Below are 20538 nucleotides of genomic sequence, written 5' to 3' on the forward strand. Positions count from 1 at the left end.
GGTACCTAAAGGTAAAATAAATATGTCATTAATAAAAGGTCAATTAGATAGCTAATTTAGCTTATCTGCTTGGTTCAGTCTCAATTTCAATTGTGCTTCAAATAATGATTGAGGACTGGCTTGTATTCCTTGGAGCTGATTTATTCCCTCATCTTCAAAAGTAATTTGACGATCAGCTTTAAAGCCCACAAAAACTGGCTTAGCAAAGGTATGGTTCCGCCTTCGATTAACATCCCAAAACTTATAATGAAAATCAAACGTAGATTGATGTTTGAAATTCCAGAAAACCAAATACTTTCCATGATGTGGTAAGCCGGGCAATGGTCCTCCAATGTTTTTAAAAATGCCCCCAGTGGTATTATCGAATAGTGTTGCATAGGGCTGTCCGGAATGACTATCAATATTTTGGTCGGGTTGCATGATACAATTAGTGATTACCGTTCCCACTCCCCCATAACCTGTTCCCGGGCCGTGATGATTCCCTGCTTCAAAACGGCAATTATTTATCAATACGCCGTAACCTCCACGTGCATGAACAGAGCTATGCCCTTTTTTACCTGTGAATACAACATTATCTACACTAACTTTATAACCTGCACGAATGAAAATACCCTCGTTCATATTGTTAAACACACAATTTTTGATCCAACTATCGGTTACATATTCCATAGAAACTCCGCACCAACCGCTGTCGTGAATTGCATTCTTATGATGTTCAAACTGCTCTGGGTATTGATTCCAATTCCCAGAAAACATAATATCTTCTATACCACATTCGCTAATTGCCGTAAATGAATGCAGTTCAAAATCCGCATCTTTTATTCGTATAATATCTAGATGAATTGGATTTTTGAATTTCACGCGTTTCCCTTCAATCTTTTCGATCGTATGTATTTCAGCAATTCTCATCCCTCCTTTTTCCCCAAACAATCTCGTCCATTCATCTGCTAAGGGAAGATCGCCGAAATAATGTCTCGTATATGTTTCACTTTGATGGCTTAATACGACCTGTTTCCCGATTTCTAAACGACTTAAATCATCTACTTCTACCCAAAAACTTTCCCTTAAAGCATCTGCTTTTATTGTAGCGATTTTTTTTTGCCCAGGGGAGATAGGACTGAAATGAAATTGTCTTTTACCTATGCGCATGCTGTCCATCAGGATCTCTGTCCCTCCTTTGCCAGCCCCACTTCCTTTTAATATGATATTGCTACTGGAGATCTCGATACTTTTGCTATTATCACTATCTGGACTAATATTATATCTTCCTTTGGGGAAGAATATCACTCCTCCACCAGCCATTTGAGCGGCGTCTATTGCTTTTTGTATAGCTAAGTCATCGTATTTACCATCGTCGGGCAAAGCGCCATAGTCAAGCACGTTAAAATAACGAATTTCCGAAACATCGGGTAATGGTTTTTCAGAAAAATGATAACCAGCAAAAGAGAAATCAGGTAAAAAAGGAGTTTCTCCTTTTGCCTTTGCCGCTACATAGTCGTTCCAAAGCGGCGCTAGCGTTTGAGCGTAAATATTGCAATTCAGTAGCGCTAATTTTAAACAAAAAAGGCAGATAAAAATCTTCATAAAACATCCTTATTTATAATTGCTATTTATTTGATCGCACTTGGGCTTCGTATAAAGAAGGTATCTCTAATTTTTCCGCGTTATGGCCTTCCCATACTCCGTCAGGCCTTTCTGAAAGTCTGCCCTCGTATTTCCCCCCTTTTAAACCAATGCTATAATTTTTGCCTGCGCCCCAAGGATTTTGTACAGCAGCTCTTTTAACAGTGCTCGCCCAGATTATTTGCGTTACACCAGCCCAACCATGACCGCTACCCCAATTCCCTCTATCTTGCACATTGATTTCTCCATCTGTAGTGATATTGTCGTAGAGTGTACCTACCGCCCAACGATGGTGTGGCCCGATATCAGCATGTGTTCGTTCCGCTTTACAGTTATAAAAAACGTTAGGTCCCAGCACCCGAGCACCTGTAACGTAATCATGCCGTCCCTCCGTAGCAAACAAATTCATAAATAGATTTAGCTGTCCGTTATTATTAAAAGAATATCTTCTACCTCCTGTAATGATGGATTTTGCGTCCAAACAGCTTGAATTTAATACGCTTATTTGTTTCGCCCCACTTTCTAAACTAACTGCAGCATATCCAAAATATTTAGCGGTTATATTGCGGATCCAAGCGTTTTCTATTTTATCGAAACTAACAGCTATCCATCCATGATCTTCATCTTCTTCACCTACATAATCTGATTCAAACAGTATATTTTCAATGCCCACCTCCTTGATTCTTCCATCAAAGCTATAATGATAGATTGCTCCCCCGCCAAATCGTTTATCCATTGCCATTAAAATAGGATTATCGAGAAAAACTTTATTACCTTCTATTTTAGTTATGGTTCTCTCGAATTTCAGGTCATATTCGGCCGCTTTCCATTGCTTCGTACCTTCTCTTGCTACAATTTTATCCATGTGTATAGCGCGGATCCAGGTTTCTGTACCGGGCCTAAGTAAGATAATTTTATCCCCCTCTTTAAACGCCTTCGTAGAAGCGATACTAAACGAATGAGCACCTACAGGTACGTAATCATCTGTAATTTCTTGCTTACTGTCTAATTCTTCTTGCATCACACCCTTTCCTGAAGCGATGATAAGTGATCTTTTTCCCTTACCAGATGCTATGAGCTTAGTGCCTCGATCACCATTCTCTTCTCCTTTCAAAACAATTCCACTGGCGTTGATTTTTATTGTTCCCGGAATGTTATATACCCCCTTTTTTAAAAGTATAGCTCCCCTAAAACCTTTATTATCGGGCCTCATAGCAGACACTTTATCAATAGCCTCCTGGATCTGCTGCGGATCTTTCCCCTCTTTGGAAGGGTATAGTGTAATTTTCACAGAAACATCAGGGATTTCATTTCTACCCTGATGATAACCCACTCGGCTAAAATCTGGTATTGTATTCCCTTTTTCATCGGCAAAATATAATAGCTCTCCTGCCGGACTAAGCTTTACATAACGTGAAGTAACAAACCCGTCATTTAACTTTTTTCTTCTCTGCAATGCCTCCAAAAAATAATAATCTGCATAGCTGAGCGGCTTATCCACTTCCGTTCCAGAAGGTTTGGAACCCGTGCTATGCAATAAGATAAAGCCTTTATTTTCACCTTTTCTGGCCAGATAATGCTGTGATAGACTATTTATTATTTTATCTGCCCGTTGAAGATACAGCTCCTTTTCTTTGCTAAAAGTGCTTAACTCATACAAAGCTGAAGCAATCACCGTTGCAGCAGAAACATCACGCGGTTCATTGGGAATCTCCGGTGCATTGAAATCCCAATAGGGTACTCCATCGGCAGGCATATTGGGATGGTTAAACAGCCACTTTGCTACCCGATCTGCTTGATTCAAATAACGCAGATCACCCGTTTCACGGTAGCACATCGTATAACCATATAGTGCCCATGCTTGTCCGCGCGACCAAGTCGATTCATCTTGATAACCTTGATGAGTGTTCCTCTTCCTTACCGCACCCGTATTAGGATTGTAATCGATTACATGATAGGTACTGTAATCAGCCCGAAAATGGTTCTTCATGGTGGTGTTGGCATGGCTAACAGCTATTTTATAAAAGGAAGAGTCGCCCGTTAGTTTTGTGGCCTCGAATAACAACTCTAGGTTAAGCATATTATCGATAATAACAGGAAAATCCCATTTGTCGCTATTGTGGTCCCATGACCTTATGCAACCAACGGTTGGATTAAACCGAGTAGACAATGTTTTTGCAGCTTGTATAAGAATCTTTCTGTAATTGGTATCACTGCTCAATCGATAACCATTCCCTACACTGCAATAGATCTTAAAGCCCATGTCATGGGTTTTACCATTGTATTGTTCGTCTTGTATCAAAGCCGTATATTTTCTTGCAGCCTGCTCCCAAGTTGAATCTTTTGTGTGCGCATATAAATACCACAGCACACCGGGAAAAAAGCCGCTTGTCCAATCACTTCTTTTTACGGCTATTAGTTTATCGTTCTCATTTAGTGATCTAGGTGATACGAATGATGAATCTATATTACGAACCGCATTTATTTCAGACAACATCAATTTTGACTGAGTCGCTGCAAGTTCCCAAACGTTATCTTCCTGAAAAGTTGACTGTGCGGCGCTCATTTGTATGCACGTAAACAAAATGATACAGATGATTGAAAATATTTTTTTATGGAAGTGAATCTTTTTGTCCTTTCCATTGCGACAGCTATCGCTTTTATTGATGAAAGCTGGGTTCATAAATAAAAAAATTAAGGAGTGATAGGGATTAATTGGATTTCAAATAATTTCATAAGCTCATCGCCTTTTATATCATCCGCTCTCAGGATGATTTCTGTTGATTCTTCGTCTAACGCAACTTCGCCGAGCTCTTCTAATACAAATGGCTTATTTGGTGGATTCTCTTTTGTGAGCGCCTTTATAACCTTATCATTTATTTTAAATGCATAGTTATTGCCTACACCTTCCGCCACGTATTTAATAGATATTTTAAACTTAGTAGGTTTTAGTACACGCACCCGCCATTGTATTTCTTGCTGTGTACTTTTCCAGCCTTCTACATAATATCTATTTGATTTCCCGTCACCATATTTAAATCCGTCCCCTATTAACGTTGCATCAAAAGATAAGAGCCGATTAATATTTGTAGACGACAACAGTCGAACGGAATCGGCCAATACAACGGTATCTTCCATTTCAATTACCACAACCGTATTAACGGGATCTTGCCCATCCAATGGTGTTTCAATACGTACATCTTCTTGCGTAATTCTTTCATTGCGTAAAGATTTTTGTTGTGAGTCATTTAATAAATAAACCTTACGTATGGCATTTTTCAAACCGCCAACGATCAGCCTTCCATCTCTTGGCCATTCGAAAACATGTAAGTAAAGCTTGTTGGCATGCTGTGTGCTCACGCCCCAAGATTGTAGAGACAACGGGGTAGGTTTCGTATCAAAAATACTCTCCTTATTCTTATCCATCCATAAACCAATGCTATCTAATATTTTCGTATCTTTTGGATCAAAGGCACCATCCCCCATGGGGCCAATATTCATAAGAAGATTTCCACCTTTCGAGGCTGCTTTTGCAAGCAATTGAATAAAGAAAGATGCAGGCTTGTGGCTATGATCATATTTTGAATATCCATAAGATTCGTTTGTGGTTGGTATAGCTTCCCAATCACCTTTAACAGGAAAAAATTCTGCAGGCCTGTCAGCCGTATTTTGATAATCGCCAAAATTACCTTGGGCGCTACGTGCCAACCTACCATTCACCACTACATTGGCATCTACTGCTCTGATCGCTTTTAATATGCGTAAATTCTCTGAAAAAGGCAATTTGTGGGGTGTATCGAACCAAAGTATATCGGGATGGTACTTTTTCAGTAGTTCCTGTATTTGCGGTATTGACTTTTCATTTACGTATTTTACCGCTTTAGGAAGCCATTCTGGATGGTCATCATACCAATTGGCTCCTCCTATTAGCTTGTCGCCTCCTGGATTATCATATTCCCAATCATTCCCTGGCGCATCCGGATGTTCCCAATCAAAAGCATGCGAATAATAAAAGCCGAATTTCATATCGTGTTTCCTGCATGCATCTGCAAGCTCCTTCATTGGGTCTCTCTTAAAGGGTGTTTGCTTGATGATATTGAAAGCTGAAAAATCGGTATCATACATTGCAAAACCATCGTGGTGTTTAGCAGTAATAATAAAATAATTCATCCCAGCTTTTTTAGCCGCTAACACCCATTCTTCTGCATCAAACTTGCTTGGATTAAATTGAGCCGCAAGCTTCAAATAGTCTTCGCGACTTATTTTTTCTTTTCGCATCAAATGTTCCGCATATCCACCCACTTCTTTTCCTTTCCACTCCCCACCCGCCAACGAGTATACTCCCCAATGGATAAACATCCCGAACTTGGCTTCCCTCCACCAAACGATACGCTGATCATGCGACTGCATAGAGGTCGTCCACCATCCGTCTTTCGCCTCCCGTATGGCTACCAAATCTCTTTCTTTTGGGTCATTGTACATCTTTGCTCCTTCATCACCGACATCCTGTGCGTACAATCCTGTATTTAGTATCCAAGAAAAACTAAGTAACAGAAGGAGTATGATGTATTTTCTTTTTTTCATCCGTTTAAATTTGTTTATTCACCACTTGTTCGTCTTCAACGGCGTTCATGCTGCCTTCGGCGGTTTTAGTGGCGATGAAGCTTATCAGATTTATGCATACCCCTGTGTGGTTTGCATAAATCATGATGGTTTCATTGTCTGATTTTATAAAATTGGCTAATTATTGAATCATCGACTTGACTGCTGTTCCTAATCAACTACTCAACGTTTTAACTACTCCTACTCAAAACCAAATAATAGGATTTCTAATAGGCAAGTTTCTGATAAGCTCTTCTATTTGCGGCTTGTGATCCAACTTAAGCCACACATCGAACCATTCTTTCTGTTTATATGCACTTGCAGAAAACAATAAGGAAGGTTGTGCAACAGGCCAATTATCCCAATACATCACATCTTTTGGGTAGGGCCAGTTCGCTTTGTTTTCAACATACGGAAACATAAATTCCATTCCTTTTTTAATAGAACGGCCATCAACGAGCTGAAAATTCCATAAATTATCTTCTGGCGTAGAAAGTATTTGACAGAGCATAACCATAGCATCTAAGTTAAACAACGAATAACCGTAGGGCTTTGTACGTTTTAGCTCTCTTGGAAAAGCACCGTCCTTATCCATCTGATTGGGCAACAACACTTCTTTATATCGCTCACGACAAAAATTAAGTAACTTCTCATCCCCTGTGAGTTTAGCAAACGACGCCACTTGCATGGTCCAGCACGTACCATGATTGTTTTCGGCATTCATTTCATCCAGACCATAGGGATGTGTTGTTAACCACTTAAGATAAGAAGAGAACCATCCCTTGATTTGTGTAAATAAGGTTACAGGAAAAGCAACTGAGCTCTTCATTACCAAAATACCTTGGGCAACCTCCATCAAGTGAATGGTATCAATAATGCCAATACCTCTGCCAGTAAATCTTCCCTTAATGGCTTGTGCATACAAGAGATTTGGGTGCATCAGTGTTTGGGGATTTACAAACCAAGCTTCTAAATGTGTTAACGCCTGTTTAATATATTTTTCATCGCTAGTGAGTTTATATGCTGCAGCCAAGGCCCCTATGATCTGACTGAAACGTATCATTGCCCGACGGTGTGCCACGAAATTAGCTGGATTGGTCATGCCATCTTTTTGCACATAAGGTCCATTGGGATTCACTGGATCAGGCCACCAATAATCGCCTTCGGAAAAAAAGTCATGTTTACCCCCGGCACTTCGTGGTGATGTTTCGGCTGTAACCGTAATAGGTTGCTGTTGCATTGCCCATTGAGCTTGTTGTAAAATTTGCTTGCCTAAAATTTGCGCTGCTTGTTTTTCATAGGATATATCCACGGCCAAATCTGTCCAAGAAATACAAAAGATAGCCAACAGTAGGCATACATATGTTATATAGTGATTAAATCTCCTCATGGCCTCGTCATAAATGTGAATGTTACCTTTTCGATCGTATTGGGCTTCCCTTTTTCAGGCGGGGAAATTGTTCCTTCCAGTTTACCATCTTTTCCTTTTGCTACTTTTATGTCCCTAAAACTGTATTGTCCATTCTCATAATTAAAGGTTTCTCCGTCATCATCATATAGTTTATATGATCCCGGTTTTTCTCCATAATATCGAATTTCTATTGGTACCTTCTCTCCCACCTTTGGTGCATGTAAGCGAGCGGGCATTAAGGGCACTATTCCACCATCTTTTACATAAACCGGAATTTTATCTAAACCGGGTGTGACCGTAAGAACCTCACCATCACCAACATATTTACCCGTATAGAAATCGTACCATTTACCTTTAGGTAGGATAACCTGACGAGTGGCCTGCCCGGTGAACAAAGGCGCTACCAATAGATTTTCTCCAGCCATATATTGATCCTTAACTTCTCTGTTCACTGCTTCCACATATGGATTTTTTTCTAAATCAATTGTTTCTACCGCTTTGGATGCATTGACAGAAAATCCATCTTCCAAATTCATTGCCCTGAATGGCGGTGTTCCTTCAAAATGATATTTTGCAAATTCACTGTACCAATAAGGCATCATCCGCATACGTAAAAGTGCTGTCTCTTTTACCTGCTTTTCTACCTCCGGAAACGACCAGGGCTTTGTGCCGCTTGCCCAAGCATTAATCATCGCCATCGGAGAGAATATGTTCGATTGAAAGCGCCTCAACCATTCCTCACCTGTTTTAGAGGCTCTTACTTCTGGTGTCCACAGTACGCCCGCAAAGCCGCTATTGATCAGTGCCGTAATAAAATCTTCGTGTTTATAGTAATCATTATAAATCACATAAGGAAAAGAAACACCACCCGCATTCGAACCACGCACTAAACCGTAGGTTCTGGTATTTGAGCGCCGATACATCTCAGTGCTATAACGCTGTACAAGCAAGCCATAGGTTTGGCGCATTTGCTCGCCCGTGATGCCCGACGGAAATGTAGCAACGTCAGGCCATAAGTATTGATCACCACCATCCACCTCATCAATTTTGTAACCACTTATTCCAATGTCCACTTGATCTTTTTTTAATTGAGAAAATAGAATATCCCGGGCCTGAGCTGTATTCAGATCTGGAACGAGACCAACCCATACCGTGTGTGAACCTGTGAAAGGCGCGATACGTTGGAATATGGATGCGGCTGGTGATACATAAGGATTGGTCCATAGATTCAGTCGTATTCCTTTTTTCAACAAACCTTGCACAAATTCTTCAGGTTTTGGAAAACGCTCTTTATCCCATTCAAAGGTACAAGGGTACGATTTACTTTGCCAACCGGGTTCAAGGCCAACAAAATCGAGGGGATATCCTTTTTCTTCAAAAAGATTTACCTCTTCTTCTACTTCTTGTGCATTGTATAAACGCTGAACCCTTTGTGTAAAACCAAGACCCCAGCGAGGAGGGAGTACCCCACCTCCGTTAAACAGATTAAATCTGCGTACGGCATCGATAGGTTTAGGGCCACCAAAAATATACAGCTCTACTCCTTCTGTCGGCACCAGTATTTCTACCGCATCTGAATAAGGTCTGGAAGTCCACGATTTATCGATATTTCGATCTTTCGCTTCAGGTGGGTTTTTACTATCCTTCCTTGCTGCAGATCCTGCATAAACATCCAAATACCTAGCCGAGTTAATAAAAACGCCATAACCATTTGAGGAAATATAAAAAGGGGTTGGTGCATGCGTTCTACCGTTATCGCTTCCACCGTAATGATCAACATGAAGCCTCATAATTCTCCCTCGCTGATGCACAGTCTGAAAATTTAGACCGAAACCATACAGCTGTTCTTTTTTGTCGAGCGGGAAACGTAGATAGGTTTTCCCGTCAACCAATTTCACCTCTATTTCATTTTCGGATAATGGAAATGTTGTCCTTCCCAATTGTTGAAGAGATTGCTCCCGTGGTTTAGCTCCAGCGGCTGATAGTAAATTATAAGCTTCCGGTGTGCCTACTATGGCTTTCCACACACCGGGTTGGATTTCTGTCCATTGGATTTTTTGGCAAAACCCAAACTGCACTGTTAATATCCCTATAGATAACATTAACAAACAGTATCGTAATTTCATCATTGTTTATGTTTTTTATTGGTTAAACAAGGTTACAAACACCCTTAAACTTTGTTTATATAAACAGCTGTCCGCTCCTCGTTTATAAAGGAACAATCGTATAGCGTTTTCCCTTTTCCGTTTGAAAATCTAACACATAGGTATCTTTAATATTTAATTTTTGTAGAGATGCCGTTCCATTCCGCTTATACAATAATTCCTCCGGCTCTTGTGTGAGGACATTCCCATTATTCCCTTGTGCTGTTTTTGTGGTAATTTCTACCACTTTTACAGGGATAGGTGTTCGAAGCCTACAATTTCCTCCTACATTCGCCTCTATAGTCGCGTTTCGTAGATTCCCCTGATTCCAATCTATATCGACTGTAAAATTCCCGCGTGCTTTAATACCCTTTATGGAGCCAGTTGGCCAGGCATCTGGCAATGCAGGAAGTAATTGAATTTCGCCGGCATGGCTTTGAAGGAGCATTTCGGTCATACCTGCTGTAGCGCCAAAATTGCCATCTATCTGAAAAGGTGGATGTGCATCAAACAGATTCGGATAGGCGCCTCCTCCACTCATTTGCTCCTTTTCAAGTTTAGGGTCTATATACCTTAATGCATCTTTTAGTATTTTGTAGGCATGGTTACCATCTTGCAAGCGCGCCCACCAGTTAGTTTTCCACGCCATAGACCAACCGGTACTCACATCACCTCTATGAATAAGCGATTGCTTTGCGGCCGCAGCTAGTTCAGGTGTGTGTTTAACTGATATTTGATTACCTGGATATAGGCCAAAGAGCTGCGAAATATGTCGATGTTGATCTTTTGGATCATCCCAGTCTTGATACCATTCCTGTAGCTGGCCATATTGACCAATTTGATAAGGATATAGGCGAGCCTTTGCTTTTTCTAACTTCGCCCTGAAGGCACCATCGATATTTAAAATAGTCGAGGTTTTTATACAAGCAGTAAACAATTCCCGGATGATAGCCATATCCATGGTTGTAGCCATACTTAATTGGTATTCCTTTCCTTTTATCTTTACGGTATTTTCAGGCGAGGTAGCCGGGTTTGTAATGAGGTAATTGCTATTTGGATCGTCAATAAGCCAAGACAACATGAACTCGGCGGCACCTTTCATCAAAGGATACGCTTCCTCTTTTAGAAAAACCTGATCACCCGTAAAAAGATAATGTTCCCATAAATGTGAACAGAACCATGCCCCTGCCATGGGCCAAGCCGACCAACGTGGCATTCCCTTCGGGTCCCATTCATAACCTCCTGGGGGTGATGTTTTCGCCCATAGATCCGAATTATGATGTGTAACCCACCCTTTTTGGATATTATAATTTACTTTAGCCGTTATTGCTCCATTAATAGCCAATTCATTCATGAAATCGAACAATGGCTGGTGGCATTCCGATAAATTGGTGTTTTCTGCCAACCAATAATTCATCTCTGTATTGATATTCGTTGTATAATTGCTTCCCCAAGGTGGTTGTACTTTGTCATTCCAAATACCTTGCAAGTTCGCAGGGCGGCTTCCTGGTCTAGAACTGGAAATAAGCAAATAACGGCCAAATTGATAGTACAAAGCTTGAAGTGCATTGTCAGTTTTACCAAAAGCTAACCGGAGCATGCGTTCATTTATAGGAAGTTTTAATGCTTCGACATCGGTACCAAGGTCAATGGAAACGCGTTGAAATAAGGATGTATAATCTTCCACATGCGTCCTTTTAAGATCTTCGTATTGTTGGCTCATCACTTTATTCATCAGTGATGTAGCCTCCATAGCAGGATCTTTGCCCGCTAGACCCGGCGATTTATCAAAGCCATTAAAGCTGGTAGCTTCTGTAAGGAATAAGGTAACTGTGCTTGCATCGGTAACGACCAATTTATCGGCTGAAGCATGTACCTTTCCGCCTGCTGCTTTTACCCTTAAGTGAACTTCAAAATTCATTCCTTCTCCTGTCAAATCTTTATCATATACAATTTGATTAGACTCATAATCGCGGTTAGCAACAAATTTCGGTGCTTTTCCACGGAGCACTAAGTAATTGTCTTCAACTGATTTTGTTTGATATTTTAATTTACTAGTAAGTGAGGCTTTAAAACGAATAGCATGTGGTTTATCAGCGGTAATCTTTATCGCCATTACCTTATCAGGCCAACTGGTAAATGTTTCGCGTGTATAAGTAACTCCTTTATAGGTGTATTTTACTGTGGATGTTGCATTTTGAAGATTTAAATCTCGCTTGTAGTAAGTCGTAGTAGTATCTTGTCGGCCGAAATCAAGCAGTAGGTCTCCTAAGGGCAGGTACCTGGCCGAATAGGGTCCTTGCATTTTTTTCCATAAAGCAGCAGCTTTTTCGTAGTCACCATTGAACATGGCTTTCCTTACTTCGGGAAGCACTTTAGGCCCATTATCGTTATTACCAGGATTTGGAAAGCCTGACCATAAGGTATTGTCATTAAGTTGATAGCGTTCTATATTTATTCCGCCAAATACCATAGCTCCAGTTTTAGCATTCCCTAGTGGTAGTGCTTCCTCCCATATGGAAGCTGGTTTTGTATACCAGAGTGTAAGACGATCGTCCTGCTTCTGACCTCTGACTGTTAAGGCCAGCAAAAGGCAGCATAGGAGCATAAAAAGAGATGTTTTAAATTTATTCATTTTAATTGCTTTTTCTTAGCATTCAATTTTTCTGTATCAATTATTCCTAAGCACGTCACCCCGAGCAACATCGAGGAGTATTATTTACCATCTTGGCCGAGTAATGCTTTGCGATATTTCGACTCCACTATTCAACTACTCATCAACTTAACTATTTAACTAATCAACAACTTAACTACCCAACCATTCAACAACTCAGCTACTCCAACATTACAAAAGCTGTCTTCAATTCGTCTGATTTTGCACTTACTACACATTTATTTCCTGTTAATTTAACCTTAATAATTGCTCTTCCATTGTAGGCTTGCACTTTGCGGGATCCGTCAGAAGTACCTTGATCTGCTATTAATATACCATCGCCTGCTGCCGAGAAATTTACCCAATTCTGCGCATCTAAGCACTTTACCCCTTTAGCATCTAAGAAAGAGACTTGAATAGTTGCCACATCATCTTGCTGATGAATTTTTTCGAAGATCATTTTCTGCGGCTTGCCCCATTTTGCAGTTTGATAAACCTGATTGATTTCATCTGTTAATACTTTCCCCCCAATTTTTGTCATTGCCTTTATTTGATTTGTTCCCTCTTTAAGTTTTACCATCCAACGTAATCCAGCAGCTGGAAAATCCTGACTATTTCTTTTCTTTGTACCATAATTTTCACCGTTGACAATGAGTGTTACTTCCTCTGCATTTGAGTATACTTTTATCATCTTTTCTTCTTCCTTTTCTCCCCATCTAATCGGCCAGGAATGTCCATAGATATGTACCATCGGTGTGTTTGTCCAATATGATTGAAACACATAGTATGCTTCCTTTTTGTTAAGGTTACGTTCTACTACTCCCTTTTGATTCACGTAGGGTACCGGATTATCTGGCCTAACGGGTGTAGAAAAATCTTTAAAAGGCCAATAGGCGGAACCGGTAAGCCAAGGCATTGTTTCTTGTTCCTTTAAATGCCAATCGATCAAATTACAGATGTAGCTCTCGCTCCAGTCACCATCTTTTGAAACCCTCGCGGCACCACCAAATAATGAAGCATCACCCGAGCGTTCATCCGTACCTTTGCCACCGGTCACCTCCGCTAATATCTTATCAGGATTTTCAGCATGCCTTCTTGCATGGCTATCCCCTCCCCATTCTACATGCAAAAAGTGGTTCACCTTTTTCATTTCGTCTTCTGACGATTGTTTATAATCGGTGTACAAGCCCCTGTACCAGCCAGCCCAAATAGAAGGCGAATAGACATCCACGATGTCTTTACAAAAATCACATCTTCTGATAGCCGTTTTTCTCGATGAATCCAGTTGATGAGAAAGATCATTTAATTCCATCATAAAATCCCTGATCTTCTCTTTATCAAAAACAGAGAAATCACCGGGCCAATCATTTTCATTACCTAATCCCCATATAATAATTGCTGGATGATTATAATGCTGCTCAATCATGTTGGTTAACATCCTTCTTGCCTGTTCTTTATAAACATCTCCTCCTATTCCGCCGCGGCACCAGGGGATTTCCTCCCAAACCAATATTCCAAGGCTATCACAGGCATTTAACACCACCCGCGACTGCTGATAATGTCCCAAACGAATGAAGTTAACACCCATTTGTTTCATCATATCCATCTCCTTAAGAATCATGGCATCTGACATCGCCGCTCCTACACCTGCATGATCTTCGTGCCGATGCGTGCCGCGTAACAGTAAGCGCTTGCCGTTTAGTAAAAACGGTCCTTTTTCTTTGAACTCAAAATGGCGAAAGCCAATTTTTGTAGTACTTACATACGGTTCATCGGCGTTATTTAAGGTCAGAACGAGTGTATACAAATCAGGTTTATCAGGACTCCATAATTGAGGTTTTTTAACTAGCAATGCCTCTATATTAATTTCACTGGCCGAAATAGAAGGTGTTTCCTCAAGATTTGCTACTTCCCTTCCCTTTGGATCCAAAAGCTTTACCGACAGCTTTCCTATCTTTTCTGATGTGTGATTTAAAAGTCGTGTTTTTATAGCGATTTTCCCTTCTTTTCCTTTTTCATCTACTTCAGTATGAGCAAAGACCTTGTCGATCGACAAAGCCGGAATATATTGTAAATTAAGGTGACGATAGATTCCACCATAAAGATTAAAATCAGCTAGATCTGAGGGGATCATTTCCAAATCCCTAGAATTGTCCGCACGAATAGAAATAGGCACTTCTCCCTTAAATTGTTCTTTGCAGATGGAAGTCTCCTTAAATGCTTTTACCGCATCCGTAATATCTATTGTCCATTCGTCATACCCGCCCACATGCTCGCCAACTTTTGTGGTATACACATAAACAGCTGTTTTCTGACCAGCTCCTTCAAAATGAAGCAAGGTACGACCCTTATTATAAGGATTCTCAATCGATAAATTTTTACGATACCAACCTGGTCCCTGATAATAGTTCACATCCGGGTCTACCGCATCCGTTGCGTTAAAACAATGAGGAAGATCAACGGTCTCCCATAACGGAACGGATTCTGGATCACCTTTTCCTACCGGCCTAACGGCTTCCCAAATACCACCTAAATCGCTTTTTAAAAATTCCCATTTTTTGTCGATACGGCTAGCCTGTTGCCCCTGCGAGGTGCAAAAAGTTCCTATTAAAAAGAATGTATATAGTAAATAATATTTAAATATAACCATAACGTAACTGTTATTGGCTGATTCACTTTGCAGCTCAACGACTTCAACTATTTAACAAATAACAAATTCAGTATAGATCACCACGTCGTTCCTCCTCGTGATGACGACGCTATGAACACCTCTACAACTATTTCCCTACTCAGCTATTTAACGACTCAATCCAGCGCCCCGCTTTTCATTTGCTTTTTCGGTACTGCATGATTTGCTTCCGCTATTTTTCCTTTCAGTTCGAGCTTAATCACGCTCGCAATCTTATCCGGTGCATTCGCAGGTAACTCAAGTGAAAATCCTTCCTTCGTATTGATCCCTTTCAATTTTTGATCAGTAGCTAAAAGTTTCGCTGAAGAAATTTTATTGGTAATACCGGGAATAGATAGCTTCCCATCGGCTGGCCAATCAAATACTGATAAATAAAGTATGGTATTGTCGCCCGCTGCTTTCATCGTGCATCTACCCCAAGTAAGAGGTGTTAAGGGACTAGCTTTTGTAGTATAAATAGCTTCACTGTTTACCTTCATCCAATCACCAATTTGCTTCAATCTTTCTATGCTTTGCTCGGGGAACGTGCCATCCGGTTTCGGACCTACGTTCAAGAGATAATTGCCTCCTTTAGAAGCGATGTCAATCAGATTTCTTATTAATGTCTCGGTAGATTTCCATTTATTGTCAGACGTACGATAACCCCATGTACCATTCATCGTCATACAAGTCTCCCAATATTTTCCATCTAATTCACTCAAATCCGGTATTTTCTGTTCAGGTGTTTTAGTATCGCCAGGGAAGTTGGGACGTTTTAGCCGATCATTGGTGATGATATCCGGTTGCAATTTCAATTGTGCTTGCAGCTTCATCGCTGCTTGATCCGTCATATTCGTTGGCGTATCCCACCAAAGTACGGCAATGTCGCCATAATTTGTCATAAGCTCCTTTACTTGTGGCACAGAAACGCGATCAATGTATTCATCAAAAGTACTCGTTTCCTGTGCGGGATCCCAGTGCCCCTTATGCGCTAGGGTATATGCATCTATTCGTGCGGAATCAGGATTCGGCCAACCCTCTCGCATCTCCTTTCGTGCTGCCGATCCTCCTGGATTATTCCAATCTTGCGCTTGGGAATAATAAAAACCGAGCTTGATTCCATATTTTCTACAGGCCTCTGCCAATGGTTTTAATAAATCTTTTCCATGAGGAGTAGCATCTACCACATTCCATTTGCTAGCGGCTGATTTAAAAAGCGCAAATCCATCATGATGTTTGGCGGTGATAATAAGATACTTCATACCCGCTTCTTTAGCCATTCGTACCCATTCATCGGGATCATAATTTATCGGATTGAATTCTTTTGCCATATCCTGATATTCAGAAACCGGTATTTTAGATCGGTTCATTATCCATTCTGCTCCCCCTCTTGCTTGCTCATGTCCCTTATAAACACCTGCAAACTGGGCGTAAACACCCCAGTGGATAAACATACCGAAGCGTGCTTCTGTCCACCACTTCATTCGTTCATTATCCTTCTCAGTCCGCTTTTGTGCATGGGCTAGTCCCGTAGAAAGTATGATGCAAATAAGCACCCAATATACCCGTCGTAGTTGCTGAAAGCTTTTCATATATATTGATTAAAATTATTCAACTAAATTAAAATCCTGGTGTTTGCTTATAGCCTTCATTTCCCAGACTTTTTGCAATGTCTACTTCCGACTGCGGCACTGGCCACAAAGTATCTCGCGCTTGAAATAAACGTGATGCACCGTCAGGATCCTGTGTATTATCCATTACTTCTTTAACAATACCCCATCGCTTTAAGTCAAAATACCGTTGGCCTTCTAATGCTAATTCTACTCTCCTTTCCTGCCGTATCAGTCGCTGCATCTCTTCCTGCCCATATCCATCATTTAAACTAAGAGCAGGCATATTTACATCTGCTCTTGATCTTACCTGATTAATCGCATCCACGACAGATTGATCAGGACCTGATACTTCATTTCTTGCTTCCGCATACATTAACAACACATCTGCATATCGTAAAAATACCCAATCCTGATCACTTTGCGTAGCGTAACTGGTAGGCCATTTCGTTTCATTGATATACTTTCTTGGTAAATATCCTCCTAATACATTTTCAAAAACAGGGTCAAAGGCAGAAGAAGCATCTGTTCCACGCCAAACGCCTTCGTAGATAATAGATGCTTTAAGCCTGGGATCCCTATTTGATCAACAGGTACTTCTTGACTAGCCATTCCAATCTGACTAAATATGAGTATGTCGCTCGATGTCGCCTGAACTTGGAACAAGCCATTAACATCGGTAGTAGTACCTTGTCGTTTTCCTTTTACCCGTACACTCACACCGGGTGCAGTTTCCCCATTAGTAGTCGTTACCTTTCCAGATATATGTATGACTTCTTGTGCTAAAACGACGGTAAAAAAACAACTACTGAAACTTAAAAAAAAAGCTATGATATATAGCCCAAAAACAAATTTCCCTTTCATCTTAAAAGTTTATGCGGTTAGCCATTATTAGGTTAATGGGACAAAAATCACAATCCACAGCAAATTTTAAGGGTATTTTTTGGTCTTTCTAGGGGTAGAAAATGGTTTATGGGTTATTCTGACTCTATTTTTAGGTCAATGGATAAATTCAGCCTTTACTTACTGTAATCCTTTATCGCTTTTGTTAATTAGGTATTATCCAACATAACAATAGATAGCACAATTTCTCTTTTAAAAGGTCTTACTTTTCGTATCATCCTACTCTTTGCTGAAAGAGAGGGTCAACATATCACTTATAATAACGTGTTAGTTTTACTGAATTATAAGGTTTCAATATTCATTTCTGCTAATTTTTCAAAAACAGCATCACTTATAGCACTTTTAGGCGTATCGGTGTTGTTCAGATTGCACCAGAAGAATATTTTCGCGCTAGACCATTTACCGTTTACGGGACTAATGATCACACTCGGTGTTTTACGTTTAAATACATGGTCGTTGGCAAGGATAATCTCTTTTATCATCGAGATCACCTCTTCCTTATCAAAAGGTTTTGCGATGGTAATGGTCAAATTAACCCTAATATTATTATTACTCAAGGTCCAATTGATGATATTATTAGAAAGAATATCGCCATTCGGTATAATAATTTCAGCACCATCATCACTTAATAATGTGCTTGATCGGATCCCAATCTCCTTCACTTTTCCTTTTCTATTCCCGAGCTCAACTACATCACCAATACGGATTGTTCTATCAAAAATTAAAATAATGCCTGATACAAAGTTGCTCACAATACCTTGTAGTCCAAGTCCAATTCCAACACCTAAGGCACCTAAAACTACCGTAATTTTATCTATGGGAAGACCAGACGCTGCCACAGCCAACAGAAAACCCGCTATAAGCAGCACCAATCGGGTGATTAATAAGCGAGAGTGTTCTGCATTCGCGTTCTCAATGGTATCATCCCCTGTTTCTCCAAAGAAATAAGCAATGTACTTTTGTAGAAAATTAGCCACCCAGATAATTCCTAAAAAGAGTAAAATCCCTCCAAATGTAAAGGTGAAGCTGCCTATTTTTCTCGCTGTACTAAGAAAAGATCCAACAGCATTACTTAGCAAATCATACACATCAAGATGCGCTGTTAGGAGAATAATCCAAATAAACACGGCTACATAGGTTATAATTTTTGAAAAATCTTTCGCAATAGTTTCCCATTCAAAATGATCAGGATAATTTTTTCGCATCCTGCTGCCCTTAATCTGTAAAAGAAAGGCTTCTATTATCAGCTGTAACAACACAATCAATGAAACAGTATGTAGTAAAGCATATACGCCTGTGGTATAAAATATTTGCATAAGTGTTGTTCGACCGAACAGATTGGCTAATATCGCCAGACCGTTGAATAACATATATAAGGTTCCTGCGATTAATAATATGCTATATTTACCAGCAATAGGTTTTAGTTTCCTTAAGGCAAATACAGCAAAAGCAGTTGAAATTAAATTAATGAACAGTATAAACCAACGCTGCGCATGCGGTGAAATACCAATAAGCCTCACGAACGATAAAGCAACAAATAAGAGAACGAAAACAGCCCATAGGATTAAGGGTTCTCTAGGGATACGTTTAAAGAACAAACCGGTGAGTACCAAGAGTAGTAAAAACTGGGTCAGTTCAATATAAAGTGCCGGCGCATGTAGATCGAAGACAGGCGCCATTGTAAAGATTAAAACAAGTGATGCCAGTATTGGAACAGGGCTAATTAATTTTAAATCCAAATCCTCCAAAATAGTCATTTTACCTTTATTCTTAAGGCTTCTGAAATTGTAAAAAATCCAGATAAAAAAAAGTGTTCCGAAAAAAAGCAGTAAAACTCTGTTACTCCGAGTATTATTAAAATAGTATTGATTGATTTGCTGTTCACTATCGAGCATTTGGTTGAACTCGGGATATTTTAAATCAGTAGCCGACGATCTCTTTTCCCAGAGATATCTTTTTTCCTTCAGAAAGGCTTTAGGGCCAATAGATTTTAGCTGCACATTTGTTTGATATAGCAACTCTTGTACAGACAATGCATTTTCTGCCACATGTGCCCTCAGCTCATTAAGAGTTACCGTTGTACTTTTAATAAGGCTATCAGAGCCCATCCTTTTAATGCGTAAATCTTTCAGTTGGGTGCTAAAAGAATCGCGTAACGCTTTCGTTGTGAAAATTTGCCGTATAATAGAATCTTTCCGCAGCGCTGCGATTTCTTTTTTCATGTCATCCAAGCTTTTATCATAAGATAAAATGACTTCATTATATATATCTTCATTGTCTGTCATTTCATCTAACAACGTGCGAAACATTTGCAAGTTCTGCAAATTAAAGGTACTTACGTTAAGAGATAATCGCTGTTTTAAAAGATTAATGGTTGAATCGTCCGACTTTAACTTGTTATTTATTTCGGGAATCCGTGTAAAGGAAGAAGTTACTGTTGGTACCTTATTTAAAGTCTGATAAACTCGTTCCAATCCTTCCAGATAATCACCCGTAGAAAGCATATTGGTATCGGCCAATAGCGATTGATCGTATCCAGAACGCCCATTTCTTAGTTTAGATTGTGCATTCACCGAAAATGTTAAGTGAATAAACAATAAAAATAAACAAATGCTATAAGCTCCCTGGAAGCCCCTATAAGCTATTTGATTGGCTATATTCATATTTTAAATAGAAGACAATATTACATAACACAAATTTATAATTTATATTATCAACCATTTAAAATATTCAACAGTATAGCGTAGCGTCTTTAATCGCTCAGTAAATGACTTACACTCGCTGATTAAAGATGCTTATCCCTGATTAAGACAGACATGCTTCTACAGCATAAGGTGACATCTTAATCAGGGATTTTATCTTTTGGATTCTATGTAATAAAATCAGTAGTTTTTTTGGTATCATAGTCTCTAACAGCGTTCTAT

Annotated in this window: 11 protein-coding genes; all 11 read right to left on the reverse strand. The window is 39.9% G+C overall.

Annotation, left to right across the window (positions count from 1 at the left end; translation table 11 throughout):
* Positions 1 to 51: 51 nt before the first annotated feature.
* The 11 genes from BMY50_RS12600 to BMY50_RS12650 all read right to left on the reverse strand — a co-directional run bounded on the left by BMY50_RS12600 (position 52) and on the right by BMY50_RS12650 (position 20277).
* Complete coding sequence (locus BMY50_RS12600; RefSeq protein WP_093324782.1) at positions 52 to 1584, reverse strand: DUF4955 domain-containing protein; 1533 nt, start codon at positions 1582 to 1584, stop codon at positions 52 to 54.
* A 22-nt stretch (positions 1585 to 1606) separates the two neighbouring features.
* On the reverse strand, positions 1607 to 4189 hold the full coding sequence (locus BMY50_RS28670; RefSeq protein WP_317040843.1) for a glycoside hydrolase family 88 protein: 2583 nt from the start codon (positions 4187 to 4189) through the stop codon (positions 1607 to 1609).
* Between the two features lie 128 nt (positions 4190 to 4317).
* Positions 4318 to 6207: an alpha-L-fucosidase gene (locus BMY50_RS12610; RefSeq protein ID WP_093324787.1), complete on the reverse strand. Its 1890-nt coding sequence runs from the start codon at positions 6205 to 6207 to the stop codon at positions 4318 to 4320.
* Positions 6208 to 6430: 223 nt separating this feature from the next.
* Positions 6431 to 7615 carry an alginate lyase family protein gene (locus tag BMY50_RS12615; protein ID WP_093324790.1) on the reverse strand — a complete coding sequence of 395 codons (1185 nt, stop codon included), beginning with the start codon at positions 7613 to 7615 and terminating at the stop codon, positions 6431 to 6433.
* Complete coding sequence (locus tag BMY50_RS12620) at positions 7612 to 9765, reverse strand: glycoside hydrolase family 31 protein (protein WP_093324792.1); 2154 nt, start codon at positions 9763 to 9765, stop codon at positions 7612 to 7614. Before BMY50_RS12620 ends, BMY50_RS12615 begins: the two co-directional genes overlap by 4 nt.
* A gap of 79 nt (positions 9766 to 9844) precedes the next feature.
* A complete protein-coding gene (locus BMY50_RS12625; protein WP_093324795.1) occupies positions 9845 to 12415 on the reverse strand; it encodes a glycoside hydrolase family 95 protein in 2571 nt (856 codons plus the stop codon).
* 199 nt (positions 12416 to 12614) lie between these two features.
* Complete coding sequence (locus BMY50_RS12630; RefSeq protein ID WP_093324798.1) at positions 12615 to 15083, reverse strand: glycoside hydrolase family 2 protein; 2469 nt, start codon at positions 15081 to 15083, stop codon at positions 12615 to 12617.
* 155 nt (positions 15084 to 15238) lie between these two features.
* A complete protein-coding gene (locus BMY50_RS12635; RefSeq protein ID WP_093324802.1) occupies positions 15239 to 16693 on the reverse strand; it encodes an alpha-L-fucosidase in 1455 nt (484 codons plus the stop codon).
* Positions 16694 to 16721: 28 nt separating this feature from the next.
* Positions 16722 to 17267 carry a RagB/SusD family nutrient uptake outer membrane protein gene (locus tag BMY50_RS12640; RefSeq protein ID WP_093324804.1) on the reverse strand — a complete coding sequence of 182 codons (546 nt, stop codon included), beginning with the start codon at positions 17265 to 17267 and terminating at the stop codon, positions 16722 to 16724.
* Positions 17195 to 17575 (reverse strand): carboxypeptidase-like regulatory domain-containing protein, encoded by a 381-nt coding sequence (locus BMY50_RS12645; protein WP_093324806.1) that lies wholly within the window; start codon positions 17573 to 17575, stop codon positions 17195 to 17197. The genes BMY50_RS12640 and BMY50_RS12645 overlap by 73 nt, the downstream gene beginning before the upstream one ends.
* Positions 17576 to 17895: 320 nt before the next feature.
* A complete protein-coding gene (locus tag BMY50_RS12650; protein ID WP_093324809.1) occupies positions 17896 to 20277 on the reverse strand; it encodes a mechanosensitive ion channel family protein in 2382 nt (793 codons plus the stop codon).
* Positions 20278 to 20538 lie beyond the last annotated feature (261 nt).

This window comes from Olivibacter domesticus (assembly GCF_900109575.1).
Taxonomy (GTDB): domain Bacteria; phylum Bacteroidota; class Bacteroidia; order Sphingobacteriales; family Sphingobacteriaceae; genus Olivibacter; species Olivibacter domesticus.

Bases quoted from the DNA above. Each gene is read 5' to 3' on its own strand.
- BMY50_RS12625 (WP_093324795.1), bottom strand. From the start codon at position 12,415: ATGAATAAATTTAAAACATCTCTTTTTATGCTCCTATGCTGCCTTTTG.
- BMY50_RS12620 (WP_093324792.1), bottom strand. From the start codon at position 9,765: ATGATGAAATTACGATACTGTTTGTTAATGTTATCTATAGGGATATTA.
- BMY50_RS12630 (WP_093324798.1), bottom strand. From the start codon at position 15,083: ATGGTTATATTTAAATATTATTTACTATATACATTCTTTTTAATAGGA.
- BMY50_RS12645 (WP_093324806.1), bottom strand. From the start codon at position 17,575: ATGAAAGGGAAATTTGTTTTTGGGCTATATATCATAGCTTTTTTTTTA.
- BMY50_RS12635 (WP_093324802.1), bottom strand. From the start codon at position 16,693: ATGAAAAGCTTTCAGCAACTACGACGGGTATATTGGGTGCTTATTTGC.
- BMY50_RS28670 (WP_317040843.1), bottom strand. From the start codon at position 4,189: ATGAGCGCCGCACAGTCAACTTTTCAGGAAGATAACGTTTGGGAACTT.
- BMY50_RS12650 (WP_093324809.1), bottom strand. From the start codon at position 20,277: ATGAATATAGCCAATCAAATAGCTTATAGGGGCTTCCAGGGAGCTTAT.
- BMY50_RS12615 (WP_093324790.1), bottom strand. From the start codon at position 7,615: ATGAGGAGATTTAATCACTATATAACATATGTATGCCTACTGTTGGCT.
- BMY50_RS12600 (WP_093324782.1), bottom strand. From the start codon at position 1,584: ATGAAGATTTTTATCTGCCTTTTTTGTTTAAAATTAGCGCTACTGAAT.
- BMY50_RS12610 (WP_093324787.1), bottom strand. From the start codon at position 6,207: ATGAAAAAAAGAAAATACATCATACTCCTTCTGTTACTTAGTTTTTCT.